Genomic DNA, 16,050 nt, shown 5'->3' with positions numbered 1-16,050 from the left:
GACAGGATTGAAAAGGATGGACTGGGACAAGCTTCGAATCTTTCACGCGGTGGCCGATGCGGGCAGCCTGACCCATGCGGGGGACACGCTGCACCTGTCGCAATCCGCTGTCAGCCGCCAGATCCGGGCGCTGGAAGAATCGCTTGGGACCACGCTGTTCCACCGCCATGCGCGCGGGCTGATTCTGACCGAGCAGGGCGAGTTGCTGTTCGAGGCGACCAGCGCCATGGCGCGCAAGCTGGACAGCGCCTCGGCCCGCATCCGCGACAGCGAGGAGAACGTGCTGGGCGAGCTGAAGGTGACCACCACCGTGGGCTTCGGCACCCTGTGGCTGGCCCCGCGCCTGGTCAATCTGTACGAGAAGTTCCCCGACCTGCGGATCGATCTGTTGCTGAAGGAACGCGTGCTGGACCTGCCCATGCGCGAGGCCGACGTGGCGATCCGCATGAAGGAACCCAGCCAGTCCGACCTGATCCGCCGCCGCCTGCTGAACATCCGCATGCGGCTGTATGCCAGCCCCGAATATGTCGCCGCGCGCGGCATGCCGGCCACGCTGGAGGATCTGTCCAAGCACCGGCTGATCTGCCAGAAGCCCGACCAGCCTCAGGTCGCCGCCGGCGCCCGCCTGGTGCAGGAACTGATGGCCCAGAATGTCGGGTCGACCCTGACGGTGAACAACTATTTCGGCGTTCTGCAGGCGGTGCTGGCCAATCTGGGCATCGGCGTGCTGCCCGACTATCTGACCGCCGACAATCCGCAGATGATCCGCATCTTGCCCGACACCGAATCCGGCGAGGTGCCGGTCTTCCTGGCCTATCCCGAGGAACTGCGCCAGACGCGCCGCGTGGCCGTCTTTCGCGACTTCGTGCTGGAGGAGATCCAGGCCTATCGCCGCCATCAAAGCGAGGCGGGCCAGACCTGATCCGGCAGCCATTACATTTGTGCATGGCGGCTATGCGGACCTGACCCGCCCAAGCGTCTTGAAGAGTTCACAAACTGCACATAGATCGGGCTCAGAAGACGATGCTCGGCTTAATTGCTCATCATCTTCTACCTCCCTGTTGGACTTAGGCCGGGCCTCGTGCCCGGCTTTTTTTTGTCCCGCGCCCGGGCCGCGCGGCCTTTCCATGCGCGCCGCCACGGCCTAAAAGGCCCGTGATTTCATGCGCAGGAAGGGCCCACCCATGCAGGAACCCCAGATCACCCCGGAACTGATCGCCGCGCACGGGCTCAAGCCCGACGAATACGACCGGATCCTGCAGATCATCGGCCGCACCCCCAGCTTCACCGAACTGGGCATCTTCAGCGCCATGTGGAACGAGCACTGCTCCTACAAGTCCTCCAAGAGATGGCTGCGCACCCTGCCCGTGGACGGCCCGCAGGTCATCTGCGGCCCCGGCGAGAACGCGGGCGTCGTCGATATCGGCGACGGCCAGGCGGTCGTCTTCAAGATGGAAAGCCACAACCACCCCAGCTATATCGAGCCGCATCAGGGCGCGGCCACCGGCGTGGGTGGCATCCTGCGCGACGTCTTCACCATGGGCGCCCGCCCCATCGCGGTGATGGACGCGCTGTCCTTCGGCCGCCCCGAGCATCCCAAGACCCCGCATCTGGTCAAGGGCGTGGTCGAGGGGATCGGCGCCTACGGCAATGCCTTCGGCGTCCCGAACGTGGGCGGCGAGGTCCGTTTCCACCCCTCCTATGACGGCAACTGCCTAGTCAACGCCTTCGCGGCGGGCCTGGCCGATGCCGACAAGATCTTCTACTCGGCCGCTTCGGGCGTGGGCATGCCGGTCGTCTATCTGGGCGCCAAGACGGGCCGCGACGGCGTCGGCGGCGCCACCATGGCCAGCGCCGAATTCGACGACACGATCGAGGACAAGCGTCCCACCGTGCAGGTCGGCGACCCCTTCACCGAGAAATGCCTGCTGGAGGCCTGCCTGGAACTGATGGCCTCGGGCTCGGTCATCTCGATCCAGGACATGGGGGCGGCGGGCCTGACCTGCTCGGCGGTCGAGATGGGCGACAAGGGCGGCCTCGGGATCAAGCTGACCCTGGATCATGTCCCGCAGCGCGAGACGAACATGACCGCCTACGAGATGATGCTGTCGGAATCCCAGGAGCGGATGCTGATGGTCCTCAAGCCCGAGAAGGAGGCCGAGGCCCGCGCCATCTTCGAGAAATGGGACCTGGATTTCGCCATCGTGGGCGAGACGATCCCCGAGGACCGCTTCCTGATCCTGCACGGCAACGACGTGGTGGCCGACCTGCCGCTGTCCAAGCTGGCCTCCAGCGCGCCCGAATACGATCGCCCCTGGGTCGAGACCCCCAAACCCGCCCCTGCCCCGGCGCTGCCCGAAATCGCCCCCATCGCGGCGCTGCGCGCGCTGATCGGCAGCCCCAGCCATGCTCACAAGGGCTGGGTGTGGGAGCAGTACGACACGCAGGTCGGCGCCGACACGATCCGCCGCCCCGGCATGGGCGCGGGCGTGGTGCGCGTGCATGGCACGAGGAAAGCGCTGGCCTTCACCAGCGACGTGACCCCGCGCTACGTCAAGGCCAACCCCTACGAGGGCGGCAAGCAGGCCGTGGCCGAGGCCTGGCGCAACCTGATCGCCGTGGGCGCCCTGCCCCTGGCCACGACCGACAACCTGAATTTCGGCAATCCGGAAAAGCCTGAGATCATGGGCCAACTGGTCGGCGCCATCAAGGGCATCGGAGAGGCCTGCCGCGCGCTGGACTTCCCCATCGTCTCGGGCAACGTCTCGCTCTACAACGAGACCGATGGCAGCGGCATCCTGCCCACCCCCACCATCGGCGGCGTCGGCCTGATCGCGGATCTGGACGACATCATCGCGGGCCTGCCGGTCGAGGGCGATCTGGCCCTGGTCATCGGCACCACCCTGGGCCATCTGGACCAGTCCGCCCTGGCCCACGAGGCCTTCGGCATCGAGGCCGGCGACGCCCCCCCGGTCGACCTTTCGGCCGAGCGCCTGCATGGCACGTTCCTGCGGGACCACCGCGCGCATCTCTCCTCGGCCACCGACCTCTCGGATGGCGGGCTGGCCCTCGCGGCCTTCGAGATGGCCGAGGCGGCGGGCCTGGGCGTCACGCTGGACAGCGCCCGGATCGCGCAGCTCTTTGGAGAGGACCAGGCCCGCTACCTGGTCGCCTGCACCCCCGACGCCGCCGCCGCCCTGACGGCTGCAGCGCGCGAGGCGGGCGTCCCCGTCGCGCAGGTCGGCCGCTTCGGCGGCGACCAGGTCACATTCGGCGGCGACGCCGCGCCGCTGGCGCAGCTCTCGGACCTCTACCGCACGGCCTTCGCCCGCGCGATCAAGGGCGACGTGGCCGTCCACGCATGACGGTCACTGCGCCGCCGGGCTATGCCGCGCTGATCACCGCCGCCGGGCGCGGCACGCGCGCGGGCGGCGGGCTGCCCAAGCAGTGGCGGCTTCTGGGCGGCCGCCCGGTGCTGGATCATGCCCTGGCCGCCTTCGCGGGCTTCGACCGGATCGTGCTGGTCGTCCATCCCGACGACATGGCCTGGGCCATGGAGCGCTATGCCGGCCCCGTCACGATCGTGACCGGCGCTCAGACCCGCGCCGCCAGCGTCCGCGCCGGCCTGGACGCGCTCGAGGGTCAGGCCACGCATGTCCTGATCCATGACGGCGCCCGCCCGCTGGTTCCCGATGCGGTCATCCAGGGCGTCATCGACGCGCTGCAGGCGGGCGCCCAGGCCGCCGCGCCCGCCCTGCCGGTCTCGGACGCGCTCTGGCGGGGATCGGACGGCAGGGTCACCGGCACTGCGCCCCGCGACGGGCTGTATCGGGCGCAGACCCCTCAGGGGTTCACCTTGGCCCAAATATCCATGGCGCATCGCCGCCACGCGGACGACGCCGCCGATGATGTCGAACTTGCCCGCCTGGCCGGGATCGAGGTTGCCATCACCCCCGGCTCGGAAGACAATCTCAAGATCACCTACCCCGCCGATTTCGCGCGGGCCGAACGCATCCGGGGACGCGACATGGATATCCGCTTGGGCAATGGCTATGACGTGCATGCCTTCACGTCGGGCGATCACGTGACGCTCTGCGGGGTGCGCGTCCCGCATGACGCGGGCCTTCTGGGCCATTCGGATGCCGATGTCGGCATGCACGCCCTGACCGACGCGATCTATGGCGCGCTGGCGCAGGGCGATATCGGGCGGCACTTCCCGCCCTCGGACCCGCAATGGAAGGGCGCCGACAGCGCGATCTTTCTGGCCCATGCCGCAAGCCTCGCCCGCGACAAGGGCTTCCGCATCGGCAACGCCGACGTGACGCTGATCTGCGAGGCGCCCAAGATCGGCCCGCACGCCCTGGCCATGGCCCATCGCCTGTCCGAGATCATGGGGCTGGAAGAATCGCGCATCAGCGTCAAGGCCACCACCTCGGAACGCTTGGGCTTCACCGGGCGGCGCGAGGGCATCGCGGCCATCGCCACCGCCACCCTCATCAAGGAATAACCCCCCATGGCGCGCCTTCTCTGTATCTGGTTCGGCGCGGGGCTGTTGCGCCCGGCCCCGGGCACCTGGGGCTCGGCCGTGGCCGTGGCGATGGGCCTTCTGATCCACCGCATTGGGCATTTCCCCCTGCTGGCGCTGGCCACCGGGCTGGTCATCCTGACGGGCTTCTGGGCCGTGGCGCAATACACCGCCGGCATGGCAGATCCCGACCGCAGCGAGATCGTCATCGACGAGGTCGCGGGCCAGTGGCTGGCGCTGATGTTCCCGTCCTTCGGCTTCTGGATGATGGACCTGCCGGCCGAGACCTTCCCCTATCCGGGCTGGGTCGCGGCCTTCGTCTTCTTCCGGATCTTCGACATCCGCAAGCCCTGGGTCATCGGTCGCGCCGACCGCCGCCACGACACGGCGGGCGTGATGCTGGACGATCTGTGGGCGGGCCTCTTCGCGGGCGTCGCCACGATGATCGCGGCGGCGGCCTTCCACATCCCGATGATGCTGTGACCCGCGCGGCCGAGGTGCTGGACGCCGCCCGCGCCCGGGGCGTGATGATCGCCACCGCCGAAAGCTGCACCGGCGGGCTGATCGCCGGCGCGCTGACCGAGGTGCCGGGATCGTCGGATGCCTTCGACCGGGGCTTCGTCACCTATTCCAACGCCGCCAAGATCCAGATGCTGGGCATCGCGCAGGCCACGCTGGACGATCACGGCGCGGTCAGCGAACAGATCGCCGCCCAGATGGCCTCGGGCGCGCTGCGCCACTCGGATGCGGGGATCGCGGTCGCGGTCACCGGCATCGCCGGTCCCGGCGGATCGGAACACAAGCCCGAGGGGCGGGTCTGCTTCGGGATCGCGCAGCCCTTCGGCACCGTCACCCAGACCGTCGAGTTCGGCCCCATCGGCCGCCACCGCGTGCGCGCGGCGACGGTCGAACATGCGCTGCAGCTGCTGCTGGACGCGCTGACGGCCTAGCCGCGCAGGATCGCGGCCAGTGCCGCGACATCCGCCTCGGGCGTGTCCCAGGCACAGACCAGGCGCAGCGGCACCGGGTCCAGCCCCTCGGCCGACTTGTCGGGCCAGAGGTAGTACTGCGCCCCCGCCGCCCGCGCCCGGGCATGGGTTTCGGCCCGGATCGTCGCGAAGACGGCGTTCGATTGCACCGGCTGCAGCAGCTGACCGCCCCCAGCCTGCACCGCCTCGCCCAGCACCTGCGCATGGGCATTGGCGCGACCCGCCAGATCCAGCCACAGCCCGTCCGTCGCCAAGGCCAGCATCTGCGCCGCCAGATAGCGGTTCTTGGAAAACACGTGCCCTGCCTGCTTGCGGCGATAGTCGAAGCCCTCGGCATGGGCCGGATCGAAGAACACCACCGCCTCGGCGGCCATCGCGCCGTTCTTGGTGCCGCCGAAGCACAGCGCATCGACCCCCGCGCGCCAGGTCAGGTCCGCCGCCGAACAGCCAAGCGCCGCCACCGCGTTGGAGAACCGCGCGCCGTCCATGTGCAGGGGAAGCCCGGCCCCCTGCGCGACGGCGGCCAGCGCCGCGACCTCGGCGGCGGTATAGACCGTGCCCCATTCGGTCGCGTTGGTGATCGACACCATCGCGTTCAGCCCGCCGTTCAGCCCCACGCCCGCGCCCACATGGATGGCCCGCGCCAGCGTCTCGGGCGCCAGCTTGCCGCCCGTGCCCGGCAGCGTCACCAGCTTGGCCCCGTGCGAGAAGAACTCGGGCGCCGCGCATTCGCTGGTCTCGATATGGGCGTCGTCATGGCAATAGATGCGACCATAGGGCGGCGACAGCTGCGCGCAGACCAGCGCATTGGCCGCCGTGCCGGTGGAGACGAAGCGCACCACCGCCTCGGGCGCCTCCAGAACCTCGCGCATCGCCTCTTGCGCGCGGGCCGTCACCGGGTCGGCGCCATAGCCCATCATCGCGCCCGAATTGGCGTCGTTCAGGGCGGCCATGACGGCGGGATGCGCGGCATAGGCGTTGTCGGAGGCGAAATTCATGACAGATCCTCGATGATGTGGTCCTCCCACTCGTCCTCGGTCACCGACAGCTCGCTGACGGTCCAGCCGCGCACGCTGACGCCCGCCTCGTGCACGCTGTCCGTGCTGCCCGAGATCAGGTGGTGCCAGTCGTAGAGGGGCCGCCCCTCGTGGCGCAGGCGATAGGCGCAGGTGACGGGCAGCCACCAGGCAATCTCCTTGATCTTGCCCGGTGTCAGGACCACGCAGTCGGGGACGTAATCGTGGCGGTTGGTGTAGCTGGAGCAGCGGCAAGCGTCGCCGTCCAGCAGCTTGCAGGCGACGCGGGTGAAGGCCAGCTCGTTCGTGTCCTCGAACTCGATCTTGTTCAGGCAGCACTTGCCGCAGCCGTCGCACAGCGCCTCCCACTCGTCGCGGGCCAGCTTGGGCAGGGGCAGTTCCCAGAAACGCTCGCGCATCTCAGCGGCCCGCCAGCAGGCGACGCGCGTCCTGCGCATCCCGGTCGATCTGCTCGATCAGCGCGGGCAGCCCGTCGAAGCTGGCCTCGTCGCGCAGGAAATCGACCAGGGCCACGGAGAGGTGCTGGCCGTAGAGGTCGCCCGAGAAGTCGAACAGATGCACTTCCAGATTGGGGGCGTTGCGCCCGAACATCGGCCGCACACCAAGCGAGGCGACCCCCTGGCAGGACAGCCGGTCCGGGCCGGTCAGCACATCGACCAGCACCGCATAGACGCCAAGGCGCGGCAGGTGCAGCCCGTCCATCACCATGTTGGCGGTGGGCCAGCCCAGCTCGCGCCCGCGCTTCTCGCCATGCACGACCTCGCCCTCGATCCGATGCCAATGGCCCAGCATGCGGCAGGCGTCATGGGTCTGCCCCTGCGCCAGCGCCGCCCGGATCGCGGTCGAGCTGTATTCGCCTTCGGCCGCGCCGACCAGCGGCACGATGGTCACGCCGAAGCCGAACCGCTGGCCCATCTCGCGCAGCGTGTCCGCCGTGCCGCGCCGGTTCTTGCCGAAGCAGAAATCGGCGCCCACGGTGACATGCGCGATGCCCAGGCCCTCGGCCAGGACCTCGCGGGCGAAGGCCTCGGGCGTCAGCCCCGCAAGGACCGGGCCGAAGGGCAGCTCATAGAGCTGCTGCACGCCAAGCCGGGCCAGCCGGTTGGCCCGCGCTTCGCTATTCATCAGCCGGAAGGGGGGTGCGTCGGGGGCGAAATACTGGCGGGGATGGGGCTCGAAGGTCAGGATGCCCAAGGGTGCGTCGCAGGCCTCGCGGGCCGTGTCGATGACGGCGCGGTGGCCCTTGTGGACCCCGTCGAAATTGCCCATGGCAATCGTCGCGCCACGCGCCTCTGCCTTCAGTCCCGTCCAGTCGCGATGGATCTGCACTGCGCCCCCAGGGGGCAGCCGATGCGCCCCGTCAGTCGAACTTGCGGCTTGGGGCCAGCACGACCGCCTCGCCTTTCAGAACGACCGTATCGCCGACGAGGCAGCGGGTTGCAAGCGTGACCCGCCGCCGCGCATGGTCGATCGTCTCGACCGTGACCTCGGCCCGGACCATGTCGCCGGGGCGCACGGGGGCCATGAACTTTAGCGTCTGGCCCAGATAGACCGTGCCATGCCCGGGCAGCTGTTCCCCGATCACCGCCGAGATCAGCCCCGCCGTCAGCATCCCATGCGCGATGCGTCCCTCGAAGATCGTGTCGCGGGCATAGGCATCGTCCAGATGCACCGGATTGCGGTCGGTCGAGACCTCGGCGAACATCTCGATGTCGCGGTCGCTGACCACCTTTTGCAGGTGGCGCATCATCCCGATCTCGAGATCCTCGATGACGATCGTGCCGCGCGGAAGGTTGTCCAGCATCTTGGGGTCCATTCGCCTGAAGTCCGGTCCTTTGCCTCGATGCTGCATAGCAGCATGGGCGCCTTATGGCAAGATTGTTCCGAAATTCGAGACGAAGGTATAATATTCTTGCTGTTCTGTTTCCGGCGGCCCGGACGACGAACGCCCGCGCCGTGGGGGGCGCGGGCGTTCGGGAGGATCAGGGAAAGGGCAGCCTCAGCGCAGGCGGCCGAACGCGTAGGTTGGCGCCTTCTCCTGCACCTTCAGCCAGTGCAGCAGCATCTCCAGATCCGGTGTCTCGATATCGGCGCCGAAGGCGTCCGCCGCCAGCCCGCCGGTCACGAAGATCGAGTCGATCCCCTGCGCGACGGCCCCCGCGATGTCGGTGGCGATCCCGTCGCCCACCGCCAAATAGCGCGCGTCCGGGCCCAGGCCCATCAGCTGCCGCGCCCGGTCGTAGATCGGCGCATGCGGCTTGCCGAAATAGAGCGTCCGACCGCCCAGACTTTCGTAGAACTCGGCCAGGGCGCCTGCGCAGTAGATGCGCGTCTCGCCCATGTCCACGATGATGTCGGGATTGGCGCAGAGCATCGGCAGCCCCCGGTCGCGGGCCTCGAGGAAGCGCTCGCGGTAATGCTCGGGCGTCTCGCTGACCTCGTCGAAGGGGCCCGAGGCGACGATGCCCTCGGCCTCGGCCAGATCGACGCGGGCGACCGGCTCGGCCCCGGCATGGGCCTCGGGGATGTCGGTGAAGAAGCCGTCATCCTTGGCGGTGCCGATATGCCAGACCTTGCGGCCGACCGCGCCCGCGAACATCGCGTCCTGCGCGGCGTCGCCCGAGCTGACGACCAGATCCCAGGCATCGCGCGGCACGCCCATCAGGTCCAGCTGCGCGACGACATAGGGGCCGGGGCGGGGCGCGTTGGTCATCAGGCAGACGATGCCGCCTTGCGCCCGATAGGCCTGCAGCGCCGCGACCGCGGCCGGATAGGGCTGCCGCCCGTTGTGCAGGCAGCCCCAGAGGTCGCAGAACAGCGCGTCATAGCCGGCCGAGATCTCGGTCAGCGACGAAATGATCCGCGACATCAGACCGCCAGCACCGGGATGATCTGCTTCTTGCGGCTCATCACGCCCGGCAGCACGACCGAGTCGCCGGTCACGGTGACGGCGAAGCTGCGCTCGGCCACGGACTTGACGAAGTCGTTGGGGATCAGCAGCGTGGCCTCCTCGCGCAGGATGTCGATGACGAACAGCAGCACCTCCTCGGCGCCGTCCTCGGCGGCGACGCCGGGCATGGCGGCCATCAGCGCGGCCTTGCGGTCCAGGATCACCTGCGGCGAGGTCGTCTCCAGCACCGAGATGCGCAGCTGACGCCCGCCCAGCTCGTATTCCTTGCTGTCCATCTTCAGCAGCGCGGCCTCGCTGAAGGCGCTGACATCGGACTTGGCGGCGAACATCTCGGCGGCGAAGTCGCCGATGGTCACGCCCAGGTCGGCGGCCAGCTTCTCGGCCACGGCGCGGTCATGGGGCGTGGTGGTGGGGCTGCGGAATTCCAGCGTGTCGGACAGGATGCAGGTCAGCATCGCGCCCTTGATGCCCTCGGGCGCGCGGGCCATGTCCTCGCCGATCAGGTCGTGCATGATCGTGGCGGTGCAGGCCAGCGGGCGGACGGTGATGTTGATCGGCGTGCGGGTCTTGATGCCGCCGGCCAGCAGGTGGTGGTCGATGATCTCGATCACCTCGGCCTGATCGATCGAGGCGGGCAGCTCGGCCGGGTTGTTCGTGTCCACGATCACGCAGCGGTCGCCCGCCGTCACGTCCGCGATGATCTGCGGCTTGGCGAGGTTCCAGCGGTTCAGCATCCACAGCGCTTCGGTGTTGGGTTCGCCCTGCAGGACCGCCTCGGCCGGGGTCTTGCGGCATTCGGTCAGATACCACGCCCAGATGAGGGGCGAGCCGGTCGAATCCGTATCGGGAGAGGTATGGCCGAAGACCTTGATCATGAGGCACCCTTGATGTTGTGCGAAAGGAAAATGCTGGACGCCTTATAGGCAGGCAGCGACACCTTGTCCACGTTCGGCCTGCCGGCCGGGCATGGCAAAAGGGCGCCACCGGGGCGCCCTTTGCGGCAGATCAGGGCTGTCGGATCACGCGGCGCGGGTCAGCAAGACCTCTTCGACGCGCTTCTGGGCGCCGCCCTCGTCCAGACCGCCGACGGCGGCGACCTCGCGGGTCAGGCGGTCCAGCGCGGCCTCGTAGAGCTGGCGCTCGGAATAGGACTGCTCGCGCTGGTCGTCGCAGCGATGCAGGTCGCGCACGACCTCGGCGATGGACATCAGGTCGCCGGAATGGATCTTCTGTTCGTATTCCTGCGCCCGGCGCGACCACATCGCGCGCTTGACGCGGGCCTTGCCCTTCAGCGTCTCGAGCGCGCGGTCGATCAGGTCGGGGGTCGACAGGCTGCGCATGCCGATCTCCGAGGCGCGGGCGGTCGGCACGCGCAGGGTCATCTTGTCCTTGTCGAACGAGATCACGAACATCTCCAGCCGCAGGCCGGCGACCTCCTGTTCCTCGATCGACACGATGCGACCGACCCCGTGGGCCGGGTAGACGACAAAATCATCGGGGCGGAATTCGTTCTTCTTGGTTTTCGACATCTGGCTTCCTCTGACATGCGCCCGCAAGACGGGCACAAAGGGCCGCAGGGGGGCAATGCCACCCTCGGTCCATTTTCGATCATGGTCAGCAATTCCCCCCGGCAGAGGGAGGGAACGCAACAGGCTTCTGGCGCAGCACGGCGGGTCCGCTGATCTGCGGAATGCTGCGCGACATAAAAGATCATAACACAAAAATGACACGGAAAAAAGCGCCGCCTGAGACGTCGCTTTCCACCGGGTCAACCAACTGCACAACGTGCAATATCAACGGATTGCCGAAGGCCCGTGTCCTCGGCCGCCCGGATCGGCGCGAATCAGTCGCCCTCGCCCGGCGCTTCCGAGAAGTATTTCTCCAGCTTGCCATCCTGCCCGTCCATCTCGGTGGCGGTGGGAAGCGGGTCCTTCTTGCGGGTGATTACGGGCCAGAGTTCGGAGTACTTGCGATTGAACTCGACCCAGGTCTCCATCGCCGGCTCGGTGTCCGGGCGGATCGCATCGGCGGGGCATTCGGGCTCGCAGACGCCGCAGTCGATGCATTCGTCCGGGTGGATGACCAGCGTGTTCTCGCCCTCGTAGAAGCAGTCCACGGGGCACACCTCGACGCAATCGGTGTATTTGCACATGATGCAGTTGTCGGTCACGACATAGGTCATGGGGCGCGCTCTTGTCTGGAACTTCGGCCTGTCACCTAGTCGCTTCGCGCGGATCAATCAACCCGTCGCCGTTCAGGACCCTGCCCCGGCCTCTGGCGCGCTGTCGTCGCGATAGAGCGCCTGCGCCTCGGCGGGAGGCCCGCGCCGCTCGCCCAGGGACAGCACGGTCAGCGCCCGCACGTCGCCATGGGCCGAGACGGTCAGCCGGTCGCCCGGGCGCACGGCCCGCCCCGGCTTGCGGCAGGGCTGGCCGTTCACGCGGATGCCGCCGCCCTCGATCCGGGCAGCGGCCAAACCGCGGGTCTTGAAGACGCGCGCGTGGCAGAGCCACTTGTCCAGCCGCAGCCCGTCGACCTTTTCGGACAAGTCAGCCCTTGTCCTTCAACTGCGCCAGGATCGCGAAGGGGCTGTCGGGATCGGCCTTTTTCTCGGGGCGCGAGGAGAAGGTCTTGGGGCCCTGATGGCTGGGCTTGCCATCGCGGCCGCCGCCGTCACGACCACCGCCGTCACGCCCGTCGCGCTTGCCGCCGCCGGGCTTGCCGGCGAACTTGCCGCCCGGCTTGCCCTGCCCGGGCGCGCCGTTGCGGTCGCGGCGCTCGCCCTGCGGCGCATCGCCGCGCGGACGGTCGCCCGAGGCTGCGGCACCCGCGGGCGCAGCGCCCTCCCGGGCCTGACCCTCGCGCGGGCCGTCGCGGCGGGGACCGCGGCGCTGGCCCTGCGGACGCTCGCCCTCGGCCCGCTCTCCCTGCGGGCGGTCACCCTGCGGGCGGCGGTTGCCGCGCGGCTTGGGCGCCCACCGGAAGCTGTAGAAGACCTCCATCTCGGGCGCGGCCTCTTCGGGCGTGACCTCTTCGGGTGCGGGCGCCTCGGAGGTCGCCTCGCCTTCGACGGCGCCAGCCTCGGAAGCCTCACCCTCGGCGGTCTCGGCCTCCGGTGTCGCTGCGGCAGCCTCGGCCTCAATGCGGCGCTTCTCGGCCTGCTCGGCCTCCCATTTGGCGCGGGTCTCGGTGGCCAGCACCGATTCCTCTTCGGTCAGGGGCGCGTCCGAGCCCTCGCCCTGCGGCGCGGGCGCCACGACGGGGGCCTCGACCGCCTTGACCTTGGGACGTTCGCCGCGCTCGGCGGCATAGCCCAGGCCCTGCATCAGGCCCGAGAACTGCTCCAGCGTCATGCCGGTGATCGACAGCATGTCGGGATTGGCCTCGAAGCCGCCGCGCGTGTCCTGCGCGCGCAGCAGATCGGCCAGACGCTCCAGCATGTCGATGCGGATGGCGCGCTCGCCTGCCGGGCGATAGCCCGACAGTGCGTAGACCTGATCGGGCACCACATCCAGATGCGGGATCGTCACCAGACCCGGGGGCGGGCTTTCGGGAAACTCCGACAGCCCCTCGTGCAGCGACCACAGCACCAGACGCAGGCGCGTCGGCGCGGGTTTCAGCAGCGCGGGCAGGAAGATCGTGAACTGGCCAAAGCGGACGCCGTGCTTTCGCAGCGCGCCACGGGCCTCCTGGTCCAGTTCCTTGACCTCGGTGGCGATGGCATCGCGGGGCAGGATGCCCAAGGCCTCGACCAGCCGGAAGGCGAAGCCGCGCGCGAGGCCCGTCAGCGCCTCGTCCTTCTGCAGGGTCACCAGCGGCTCGAACAGCGCGGCGATCTTGCGGTCGATGAAATGCTGAGCGCGGCGGCGGACCTTGTCGGCGATCTCGGGGCCGGCCTCCTCGTCGACGAAGACCTCGACGCCGGGATGCAGGGGATCGGACCCCTTGACCAGCTTGCCCACGGCCTGGGTGCCCCACATCAGGCCCCCCTGCTCGGTATAGTCCATCTCGGTGTCGGGCGCATTGTAGAACCGGTCCGCCCGCAGGTGGAACTCGGGCTTGAGCGCGTCATAGCTGGCGCGGCTCAGCATCTTGGCCTCGTCCGCCGATGCGGTCTGGTCGGGGCGGAAGCGGAAGCCCTCAAGACGGCCGGCATATTCGCCCTCGACCGTCACTTCGCCCTTGTCATTCACTTCGGCCACGAGGCTCTCCTTCTGCTTGAGCCGGCGCAGAAGCACGGATGTGCGCCGGTCCACAAATCTCTGCGTCAGCGCCGCGTGCAGCGCATCCGACAGGCGGTCTTCTACAGCGCGCGTTTCCTCGCGCCAATGCTTTTCGTCCGCCACCCACCCCGTTCTTTGCGCCACATAGGTCCAGGTGCGGATATAGGCCAGCCGTTTGGACAGGGCGTCGATATCGCCCTGCACCTTGTCGATGCGCGTGATGGCGCGGCCCAGCCAGTCGGCCGGGATGTGCCCATCCTGCAGGAAACCGAAGATTCGGGCCAGCAGGGTTGCGTGTTCCATCTGCGAAATCCCGCGAAAGTCGGGCACGCGGCACACATCCCACAAGAGCCGCACATCCCGCCCGCCCTGCACGCGGTCGCGGATCTCGGGCAGGTTGCCCAGGATCTTCAGTGTCGCCAGGTCGTCGGCCTCGCGGCCCCGGGACAGCAGTTCATGCCCCGAGCCGGTCTCGAGGCTGTCGATCAGCCGGTCCATGGTGCCGAATTCCAGCGCGCCGTTGCGCCAGGTCAGCCGCTGGATCGGGGCGAAGCGGTGGTTCTCCAGCGCCTCGATCAGCCCGTCATCGGGGATCTCGGCCTCGCCCGTGACGCCGAAGGTGCCGGGTTCGGTGTGGCGCCCCGCCCGGCCCGCGATCTGGCCCATCTCGTGGGGGAACAGCGGCCGCACCCGGCGCCCGTCGAACTTGTGGGTGGCGCTGAAGGCCACGTGCTTGATGTCCAGGTTCAGGCCCATGCCGATGGCATCGGTGGCGACCAGATAATCCACCTCGCCGTTCTGGTACATCTCGACCTGGGCGTTGCGGGTGCGGGGGCTCAACGCGCCCATCACGACCGCGCAGCCGCCCTTCTGGCGGCGCAGCAGTTCGGCCATGGCATAGACGTCGTCGACGCTGAAGCCCACGATGGCGCTGCGGGCGGGCATCCGCGACAGCTTCTTCGACCCGGCCCAGTTCAGCTTGGAGAAGCGCTCGCGCCGGATGAACTGCGTCTCGGGGACCAGCGCGGCGATGGCCTTGCGCATCGTGTCGCTGCCCAGGAACAGCGTCTCGACCGTGCCGCGCATGTGCAGCAGCCGGTCGGTAAAGACATGCCCCCGCCCCGGATCGGCACAAAGCTGGATCTCGTCGATGGCCACGAAATCGGCGGCGATGTCGGGCATGGCCTCGGTGGTGGCCACCCAGTACTGCACGCGCGGCGGCACGATGCGCTCCTCGCCCGTGACCAGCGCCACGACCGAGGGGCCGCGCGCCTTCACGATCCGGTCATAGACCTCGCGCGCCAGCAGGCGCAGCGGCAGGCCGATGACGCCCGAGCGATGGCCCAGCATCCGCTCGATGGCATGGTGGGTCTTGCCCGTGTTGGTGGGACCCAGGATGGCGGTGATGCGCCCGCGCGACGAGATGTTCATGATCTAGATATCGGTCCCGAGGCGCTGTCTTTCCAGTCGTGCCACCGCATCGATCGCCTCCTGCTGGTGGGGATGGATCGCCAGGCTGGCGCGATAGGCGTCCAGCGCTCGGTCCGGATCGCCCATCTCCTCCAGCATGACGCCCAGCTGGGTCAGCGCGGCAAAATGGCGCGGCTCCAGCTCCAGCGTGCGCTGCAGGTCGGCCAGCGCGGGGCCGAACTGCCCCGCCATCGCCAGCGCCGCGGCCCGCGCCTGGAAGCCCGCGGCGAAATCGGGGGCATGGTCGGTCAGCGCGGTCAGGTGACCGATGGCGCCTGGCAGATCGCCCATGTCCAGCGCCGCCTCGCCGCGCTGCAGCAGCAGGTCCATCGCCGCCGATCCCGACCGCGACCAGCCACGCAGGATGTCGCTCTCGGCGATGCGCCAGCCCTCGCCCGAGGGCTCGGCCAGCCGCGCGAAGGCATCGTCCAGCGGATCGGCCCCCGCGGGCAGGGGCAACAGGCTTGCAAAGGCCACGAAAATCGTCAGAACCAGGTGACGCAGTGCCGCTACGGCATTATGGAAAACATGGCGGACCGGGGTCATATCTCCGGTGTAACCCAGCCCGCAGGTCGGGCGCCAGACAAAGCGCACCAGGAGACGTGAAATGAGCGAAGTCGTGACCAAGGCCGTCGAGCAGCTGTCCACCAAGATCGACAGCTTCGATTCGACGGCGAAGTTCGTCATCACCGGCGAAGGCGCCATCATGATCGACGAGAACGGCGTGCGCGCCGGCGACGAAGAGGCCGAGGTCACCCTGACCGCCAGCCGCGAGACATTCGAGGGCATCATGACCGGCGACGTGAACCCGGCCACCGCCTTCATGATGGGCAAGCTGAAGGTCGACGGCTCGATGGGCGTGGCGATGCAGCTGGGCCAGAAGCTGTCCTAACCC

General features: G+C 68.7%; 17 protein-coding genes. 6 read left to right on the top strand and 11 right to left on the bottom strand.

The genetic code is table 11. The features are described 5' to 3' along the window. Positions 1–16 precede the first annotated feature (16 nt). The 5 genes from E4191_RS05430 (at position 17) to E4191_RS05410 (ending at position 5,475) form a co-directional block, all read left to right on the top strand. Entirely contained in the window at positions 17–922 is a 906-nt protein-coding gene (locus E4191_RS05430; RefSeq protein ID WP_135312502.1) for a LysR family transcriptional regulator, read from the top strand. Between the two features lie 262 nt (positions 923–1,184). Beyond that, positions 1,185–3,365: a phosphoribosylformylglycinamidine synthase subunit PurL gene (gene purL, locus E4191_RS05425; protein ID WP_135312501.1), complete on the top strand. Its 2,181-nt coding sequence runs from the start codon at positions 1,185–1,187 to the stop codon at positions 3,363–3,365. Beyond that, the gene (locus E4191_RS05420; RefSeq protein WP_135312500.1) at positions 3,362–4,507 is read left to right on the top strand and encodes a bifunctional 2-C-methyl-D-erythritol 4-phosphate cytidylyltransferase/2-C-methyl-D-erythritol 2,4-cyclodiphosphate synthase; all 1,146 of its coding nucleotides are present in this window, start codon (positions 3,362–3,364) and stop codon (positions 4,505–4,507) included. Before purL ends, E4191_RS05420 begins: the two co-directional genes overlap by 4 nt. 6 nt (positions 4,508–4,513) lie before the next feature. Beyond that, the gene (locus E4191_RS05415; RefSeq protein WP_135312499.1) at positions 4,514–5,008 is read left to right on the top strand and encodes a phosphatidylglycerophosphatase A family protein; all 495 of its coding nucleotides are present in this window, start codon (positions 4,514–4,516) and stop codon (positions 5,006–5,008) included. Then, positions 5,005–5,475, top strand: a complete 471-nt coding sequence (locus E4191_RS05410; protein WP_135312498.1) for a CinA family protein — start codon at positions 5,005–5,007, stop codon at positions 5,473–5,475. The genes E4191_RS05415 and E4191_RS05410 overlap by 4 nt, the downstream gene beginning before the upstream one ends. Here the strand turns inward: E4191_RS05410 and E4191_RS05405 are convergent. From E4191_RS05405 to E4191_RS05355, 11 genes are all read right to left on the bottom strand, one after another. Then, positions 5,472–6,512 (bottom strand): threonine aldolase family protein, encoded by a 1,041-nt coding sequence (locus tag E4191_RS05405; RefSeq protein WP_135312497.1) that lies wholly within the window; start codon positions 6,510–6,512, stop codon positions 5,472–5,474. The two genes, E4191_RS05410 and E4191_RS05405, sit on opposite strands and share 4 nt — an antisense overlap. Continuing rightward, positions 6,509–6,949, bottom strand: a complete 441-nt coding sequence (locus E4191_RS05400; protein ID WP_135312496.1) for a YcgN family cysteine cluster protein — start codon at positions 6,947–6,949, stop codon at positions 6,509–6,511. The genes E4191_RS05405 and E4191_RS05400 overlap by 4 nt, the downstream gene beginning before the upstream one ends. A gap of 1 nt (position 6,950) precedes the next feature. Next, positions 6,951–7,880 (bottom strand): bifunctional riboflavin kinase/FAD synthetase, encoded by a 930-nt coding sequence (locus E4191_RS05395; RefSeq protein WP_135312495.1) that lies wholly within the window; start codon positions 7,878–7,880, stop codon positions 6,951–6,953. 31 nt (positions 7,881–7,911) lie between these two features. Next, positions 7,912–8,355, bottom strand: coding sequence for a MaoC family dehydratase (locus E4191_RS05390; protein ID WP_135312494.1), 444 nt, complete (start codon positions 8,353–8,355; stop codon positions 7,912–7,914). Positions 8,356–8,550: 195 nt separating this feature from the next. After that, positions 8,551–9,420, bottom strand: coding sequence for a TIGR01459 family HAD-type hydrolase (locus tag E4191_RS05385; RefSeq protein WP_135312493.1), 870 nt, complete (start codon positions 9,418–9,420; stop codon positions 8,551–8,553). Further along, positions 9,420–10,337, bottom strand: coding sequence for a manganese-dependent inorganic pyrophosphatase (locus E4191_RS05380; RefSeq protein WP_135312492.1), 918 nt, complete (start codon positions 10,335–10,337; stop codon positions 9,420–9,422). Before E4191_RS05380 ends, E4191_RS05385 begins: the two co-directional genes overlap by 1 nt. Positions 10,338–10,481: 144 nt before the next feature. Next, positions 10,482–10,991, bottom strand: coding sequence for a CarD family transcriptional regulator (locus E4191_RS05375; RefSeq protein WP_135312491.1), 510 nt, complete (start codon positions 10,989–10,991; stop codon positions 10,482–10,484). Positions 10,992–11,305: 314 nt separating this feature from the next. After that, the gene (fdxA, locus tag E4191_RS05370) at positions 11,306–11,644 is read right to left on the bottom strand and encodes a ferredoxin FdxA (protein WP_135312490.1); all 339 of its coding nucleotides are present in this window, start codon (positions 11,642–11,644) and stop codon (positions 11,306–11,308) included. A gap of 72 nt (positions 11,645–11,716) precedes the next feature. Continuing rightward, on the bottom strand, positions 11,717–12,010 hold the full coding sequence (locus E4191_RS05365) for an RNA-binding S4 domain-containing protein (protein WP_135312489.1): 294 nt from the start codon (positions 12,008–12,010) through the stop codon (positions 11,717–11,719). Between the two features lies 1 nt (position 12,011). Further along, positions 12,012–15,110 carry a helicase-related protein gene (locus tag E4191_RS05360; protein WP_135314336.1) on the bottom strand — a complete coding sequence of 1,033 codons (3,099 nt, stop codon included), beginning with the start codon at positions 15,108–15,110 and terminating at the stop codon, positions 12,012–12,014. Positions 15,111–15,119: 9 nt separating this feature from the next. Further along, a complete protein-coding gene (locus E4191_RS05355; RefSeq protein WP_228461572.1) occupies positions 15,120–15,632 on the bottom strand; it encodes a tetratricopeptide repeat protein in 513 nt (170 codons plus the stop codon). 130 nt (positions 15,633–15,762) lie between these two features. Here E4191_RS05355 and E4191_RS05350 point away from each other — a divergent pair, with 130 nt between their 5' ends. Then, complete coding sequence (locus tag E4191_RS05350) at positions 15,763–16,047, top strand: SCP2 sterol-binding domain-containing protein (RefSeq protein ID WP_135312487.1); 285 nt, start codon at positions 15,763–15,765, stop codon at positions 16,045–16,047. The last annotated feature ends 3 nt before the right edge of the window (positions 16,048–16,050 follow it).

The sequence above is a fragment of the Paracoccus liaowanqingii genome, assembly GCF_004683865.2.
GTDB classification, from domain to species: domain Bacteria; phylum Pseudomonadota; class Alphaproteobacteria; order Rhodobacterales; family Rhodobacteraceae; genus Paracoccus; species Paracoccus liaowanqingii.
Note: the sequence above shows the minus strand (reverse complement) of the source record. Positions and strands in the feature narration are given on the sequence as shown.

What these genes read in the sequence shown, in the direction of transcription:
- E4191_RS05375 (WP_135312491.1), bottom strand. Translation starts at nt 10,991, where the DNA reads ATGTCGAAAACCAAGAAGAACGAATTCCGCCCCGATGATTTTGTCGTC.
- E4191_RS05350 (WP_135312487.1), top strand. Translation starts at nt 15,763, where the DNA reads ATGAGCGAAGTCGTGACCAAGGCCGTCGAGCAGCTGTCCACCAAGATC.
- E4191_RS05390 (WP_135312494.1), bottom strand. Translation starts at nt 8,355, where the DNA reads ATGCTGGACAACCTTCCGCGCGGCACGATCGTCATCGAGGATCTCGAG.
- E4191_RS05415 (WP_135312499.1), top strand. Translation starts at nt 4,514, where the DNA reads ATGGCGCGCCTTCTCTGTATCTGGTTCGGCGCGGGGCTGTTGCGCCCG.
- fdxA (WP_135312490.1), bottom strand. Translation starts at nt 11,644, where the DNA reads ATGACCTATGTCGTGACCGACAACTGCATCATGTGCAAATACACCGAT.
- E4191_RS05400 (WP_135312496.1), bottom strand. Translation starts at nt 6,949, where the DNA reads ATGCGCGAGCGTTTCTGGGAACTGCCCCTGCCCAAGCTGGCCCGCGAC.
- purL (WP_135312501.1), top strand. Translation starts at nt 1,185, where the DNA reads ATGCAGGAACCCCAGATCACCCCGGAACTGATCGCCGCGCACGGGCTC.
- E4191_RS05380 (WP_135312492.1), bottom strand. Translation starts at nt 10,337, where the DNA reads ATGATCAAGGTCTTCGGCCATACCTCTCCCGATACGGATTCGACCGGC.
- E4191_RS05430 (WP_135312502.1), top strand. Translation starts at nt 17, where the DNA reads ATGGACTGGGACAAGCTTCGAATCTTTCACGCGGTGGCCGATGCGGGC.
- E4191_RS05420 (WP_135312500.1), top strand. Translation starts at nt 3,362, where the DNA reads ATGACGGTCACTGCGCCGCCGGGCTATGCCGCGCTGATCACCGCCGCC.
- E4191_RS05405 (WP_135312497.1), bottom strand. Translation starts at nt 6,512, where the DNA reads ATGAATTTCGCCTCCGACAACGCCTATGCCGCGCATCCCGCCGTCATG.
- E4191_RS05385 (WP_135312493.1), bottom strand. Translation starts at nt 9,420, where the DNA reads ATGTCGCGGATCATTTCGTCGCTGACCGAGATCTCGGCCGGCTATGAC.